This window comes from Sphingomonas sp. FG14 (assembly GCF_057809675.1).
In genome coordinates this window covers 1-3,581 of sequence record NZ_JBMDKK010000048.1, presented here as the reverse complement: position 1 = coordinate 3,581, position 3,581 = coordinate 1, and the positions used below count along the sequence as shown (strand labels likewise).

5 protein-coding genes are annotated in these 3,581 nt (G+C 62.7%); 3 read left to right on the top strand and 2 right to left on the bottom strand.

The window, feature by feature from the left end; translation table 11 throughout:
• Positions 1 to 286 (top strand): hypothetical protein (locus tag ACODTA_RS30240; RefSeq protein ID WP_489071388.1); only part of this gene is annotated, 286 nt, incomplete at its 5' end.
• Positions 287 to 378: 92 nt separating this feature from the next.
• On the opposite strand, the gene ACODTA_RS30235 is transcribed toward ACODTA_RS30240, so the two are convergent.
• Both ACODTA_RS30235 and ACODTA_RS30230 read right to left on the bottom strand, forming a co-directional pair.
• Positions 379 to 834, bottom strand: a complete 456-nt coding sequence (locus tag ACODTA_RS30235) for a hypothetical protein (RefSeq protein WP_489071386.1) — start codon at positions 832 to 834, stop codon at positions 379 to 381.
• Positions 835 to 949: 115 nt separating this feature from the next.
• Complete coding sequence (locus tag ACODTA_RS30230) at positions 950 to 1,432, bottom strand: RNA polymerase sigma factor (RefSeq protein WP_489071384.1); 483 nt, start codon at positions 1,430 to 1,432, stop codon at positions 950 to 952.
• A gap of 138 nt (positions 1,433 to 1,570) precedes the next feature.
• Here ACODTA_RS30230 and ACODTA_RS30225 point away from each other — a divergent pair, with 138 nt between their 5' ends.
• A complete protein-coding gene (locus ACODTA_RS30225; protein ID WP_489071382.1) occupies positions 1,571 to 2,995 on the top strand; it encodes an amidohydrolase family protein in 1,425 nt (474 codons plus the stop codon).
• Positions 2,992 to 3,258 (top strand): hypothetical protein, encoded by a 267-nt coding sequence (locus tag ACODTA_RS30220; protein WP_489071380.1) that lies wholly within the window; start codon positions 2,992 to 2,994, stop codon positions 3,256 to 3,258. The genes ACODTA_RS30225 and ACODTA_RS30220 overlap by 4 nt, the downstream gene beginning before the upstream one ends.
• Positions 3,259 to 3,581: the final 323 nt, after the last annotated feature.

The window sequence follows — 3,581 nt, the reverse complement described above, 5'->3', positions numbered from 1 at the left end:
GAGACTGAATCAGGACGCCCGCGCTACTTCAAGCCTGAGTTTTTCAACGGAATACGCCCTGTATCGGTCATTCGACGCGCGGGACGTCTATCCCGAAAGCGGTCGTTCGTTCATCTCGGCATTTGCAGCTCGAGAATGCCCGCGCTTGGGACTTAACTGTCATTCGGCCCGGGTGCCGCGAACGACAGTATTTTACAGAACCGGTCAAGCGCCGATTGCAGAGCTGCCCGGCAGCAACATCGCGCTCCAATCCCGGTCGGTTAGCCCGCCCCAAGTCAAACCCTAAAGCCGACGTTCGTTCCTGAAGCGGCGGTCAACGTAAATGGTGGAGAGCGGCCGCTATCCGGTTCGTCCGCTCATTCATGCACTGGTGGCGCACTAATCCGCCTCTTCGAGTGCAGCGACCATCCGATCGCAGGTGTCCGCTTCGTCGTCGAGCCTGCGCCGGCGCCAGATTTGCCAGGTCCAAGTCAGTATTCCCGTGGCTCCCCAGGTTGCGGACAAGAATGCCGCCTCGCCTAGTTGGGTCAATCCCGCAGCGGCCATCAGCCAGATGGCCAGGCACAGCGTGATCATGATAATCGCGGCGCATCGCGCGCCCCACAACGACCGGCGCACCGTTTCAACCAGCCGGCGGTGGAGGCGCAGGAATTCCAAGGGCGCTTCGTGGCGCTCGACAAGGCGATCGTTCAGCGATTTCACGAACCCGATCAGCACGGCGATCAAGGCGACAAGATACGCAAACGCTCCCAGACCCAGCACCGGTTCGTTCCGATCGATCGCAGCGACGGCGAACCAGAGAAACAGGCCGCCCAGGAGCAGCGCGCTCGCCATATTGCCCCATGGCGCCGCCCGCGCCCAGGCCTGGCGGCGCGCGACCCTTAGCCGAAGCTGCCCGATATCGACTGCGGGCGTCCGCCATTCGGTCTTCAACCGGTCGAGAAATGGATCATCCATCAAGCATTGTCCTCAACTGCGTCTTGGCGCGGTTCACCCGGACCCCGACATTCGACGTGCTTATTCCCAACGTCTCGGCGATTTCGCCGTAACTCAGATCCTCGAGCAGGAGCGTGATCACCTGGCGATAGGGCAGGGGCAGCCGCCGGATCGCCCGCCGCACGCGCTCGGATGAATCCTCGGCGATGATGTGCCCCTCCAGTCCGTCGACATTGGGCAGCGGATCGATCTCGATCAATCGCTGCCGCTTGATCCGTGCCTCTTTCACGACATGCGCCACCCCACGATTATGGGCGATGCGGAATATGAACGGCCCCAGCCTGTTGGCATCCCGAAGTGACGGGAGCGCGCGATGGACCGCCAGCAGAATATCCTGGGTTAGATCCTCCTGGAGCGCGCGATCGGCCTCGTAGGAGGCGGCCAGCCGGGCAATTCCCGCACCGTAGGTGTCGATGATCTCCTCCAGCGTCCGCATCTGCGATCAGTCTTCCGGCATCTCCGGTTTCTTACAAAATCTTTTTTGCGGAGCTTCTGTAAGCAAGCGGACGCTCGGATGGACTGATGACGGACACCCCGATTGGAGCAGGATCCGTTGTGTAGTCTCAAAATCTCCATGGCCGTGGCGCTTGCCGCTATCGCCTTTCCCGTCTCGGCCAAACCCGCGGAGCGGCATGTGTATTACGGGATGACCATCCTCGATCCGGTGCGGAAGCGGGCGACGCCGGACAGCTATGTCCTGGTCGACGGCAAGTATATCGTGCGGGTGGGGCGTGGCCGGCCACGGATCGCCGGTGCGATCGCGCACGACATGCGCGGCGCATTCGCGATGCCCGGTCTTATCGACACCCATGCCCATCTGACGCTGGGGCCGATCGCGGTCGAAAAGACGCCGCCGCCGCCGCATCTGGCCATCCGATATCGGCAGGACATCATCCGGCATAATGCGCGGATGCTGCTGTCATACGGCGTCACCACTGTTCGCGATCCCGCCGGCGATCCCGCGATCGCGCGCGGTTACGATGCGGACATCGCCCAGGGCAGATATCCGGGGCCCGAGGCGATCCATGCTGGAGAGGTGATCAATCGCTCGCCGGCCGCATTCAAGGGACTGTCGCTGCAGGTCGGCCCGGACGGAGACATGCGGACGATCGTCGCGCGCCAGGCGGCCGCCGGGGTCGGATATATCAAGCTCTACGAGGGCTTGAACGAAGCGGATCTGAAACAGGGCATCGATGCTGCCCATGCCCATCAGCTCAAGGCCATTGCCCATCTGAGCGACGTGAGTTGGACCCGTGCCGTGGAACTGGGCGTCGACGGCATCGTCCACATGATGCCGATTAGCCCCGATCTGCTGCCGCAACCGGTCCGCGCCGCATATATCGCCTATCGGCGGCCCGGCGCTCATGCCTTCTTCGAATGGTATGAGGCCGCGGATCTCGACTCCGTCGAAATGGGGCGGATGATGAAAATCATGGCGCGCCGGAAAACCCATCTCGACGGTACCCTGATCGGCTTCAGGCAGATTTTTCACGGCGGCGATCGCCAAGTCATCGAAGAGCGGCTGAACCAGGTCCATCCCGACATGCGCGCCAATTTCGAGATATTCCGCCACGACGCCGGCTGGACGCCGAGCGATTATGCACGCGCAAGGGCCGTCTGGCCCAAGGTGCTGGAACTGACCCGGCGGATGTATGCGGCCGGGGCGCTGATGACGATCGGCACCGACCTGGGCGGCATGGCGTTCCTGGTGCCGGGCTTCAGCGTCTCACAGGAGATGGCGCTTCATCGCGAGGCCGGAATTCCTGCCTGGGACGTGCTGCGCATGGCGACGAGCAATGCCGCCGGCGCAATCGGTCTCGGCCGCCGGACGGGCCGGATCGCTCCGGGCATGGAGGCCGACATGGTGTTCCTGACCGGCGACCCGCGTCAGGACATGCGTCGTGTCGCGGACGTGCGGGCCGTGCTGTCGGACGGCGCGCTCTTCGATCCCGCCGCTTTGCGCCGAGTTCCAACGCCTTCAGGAGTCACTGCGAAATGAACATCGGAAGCCCTCGTCTTCGCCGAAACCTCGGTATCGGCGCGGTCGCCATCGTCGTCGCGACATGGTTGGCCGTTGTCGCCATCATCTTCCTGCTTCCCTTCGACAGGACGCGGTTTGTGGTGATGTGGACCACCGCCGTTCTGATGACGGAGGCGCTGTTCTGGATTGCCGTGGCGATCGGCGGCATCACGGCGCTGAACCGTTTTAGGCTCTGGCGAAGCAAACCCCGCTCAACGATGAGCGGGAGTTTCAAGCCTTAAGCCAGCGTGAGCTGTGTGAAGCCCCTCTATAGTTCAGAATGGCACCAGATGCGATAGATCGGTGGTGTCATCTGTGGATTGAACTGATGGGGTGGATGCCCCCTTCGAGCGGCATTGTGTGATGCCGGATCGGCGCCACAGGGTGCCGCAGAAGGAGGAGCATATGACTGACGTCCACATCCTCGCCATCGACCTGGCGAAGCGCAGTTTTCAGATCTGCGCGACCTCGCCGGGAGGAGCGTGTGTGGATGCCCCCGGTTTTGCAAGGTGAACCGCCCCGGGATTGTCGGAGGCCCTAACTCCTGAGAGTGAGGGTCTACGAT

Bases quoted from the DNA above. Each gene is read 5' to 3' on its own strand.
- ACODTA_RS30235 (WP_489071386.1), bottom strand. From the start codon at position 834: ATGGCGAGCGCGCTGCTCCTGGGCGGCCTGTTTCTCTGGTTCGCCGTC.
- ACODTA_RS30225 (WP_489071382.1), top strand. From the start codon at position 1,571: ATGGCCGTGGCGCTTGCCGCTATCGCCTTTCCCGTCTCGGCCAAACCC.
- ACODTA_RS30230 (WP_489071384.1), bottom strand. From the start codon at position 1,432: ATGCGGACGCTGGAGGAGATCATCGACACCTACGGTGCGGGAATTGCC.
- ACODTA_RS30220 (WP_489071380.1), top strand. From the start codon at position 2,992: ATGAACATCGGAAGCCCTCGTCTTCGCCGAAACCTCGGTATCGGCGCG.